The organism is Corallococcus sp. AB049A (assembly GCF_003668885.1).
Classification (GTDB): Bacteria; Myxococcota; Myxococcia; order Myxococcales; family Myxococcaceae; genus Corallococcus; species Corallococcus interemptor.
Genome location: NZ_RAWL01001353.1, coordinates 1 through 403, shown reverse-complemented (window position 1 = coordinate 403; position 403 = coordinate 1). Strand labels below are relative to the sequence as shown.

Genomic DNA, 403 nt, shown 5'->3' with positions numbered 1-403 from the left:
CCTCCACCCTGCGTGCGGTGCTGCGTTCGGGCCTGTTCGCCGAAGGCTGGGCGGTCTATACCGAGCGCATGATGCAGGAGCAGGGCTACCTCGACAACGACCCGCTGTTCCACCTGGTGCAGCTGAAGTTCTACCTGCGCACGATCTCCAACGCGATCCTCGACCAGGGCGTGCACGTGGACAACTGGGATCGCGAGAAGGCGATGCACCTGATGACCCACGACGCGTTCCAGCAGGAAAGCGAAGCGGCCGGCAAGTGGGTGCGCGCGCAGCTGACCTCGGCGCAGCTGCCGACCTACTTCGTGGGTGCGCAGGAACACTTCGACACCCGCAAGGCGGTGCAGGAAAAGCTGGGCGACAAGTTCAACCTGAAGGCGTACCACGACCAGGTACTGTCCTACGG

The 403-nt window shown here is 64.0% G+C and carries 1 protein-coding gene; it reads left to right on the top strand.

The features are described from left to right. A partial coding sequence (locus tag D7X55_RS47200) for a DUF885 family protein (protein WP_121725803.1) occupies positions 1 to 403 on the top strand: 403 nt, incomplete at both ends.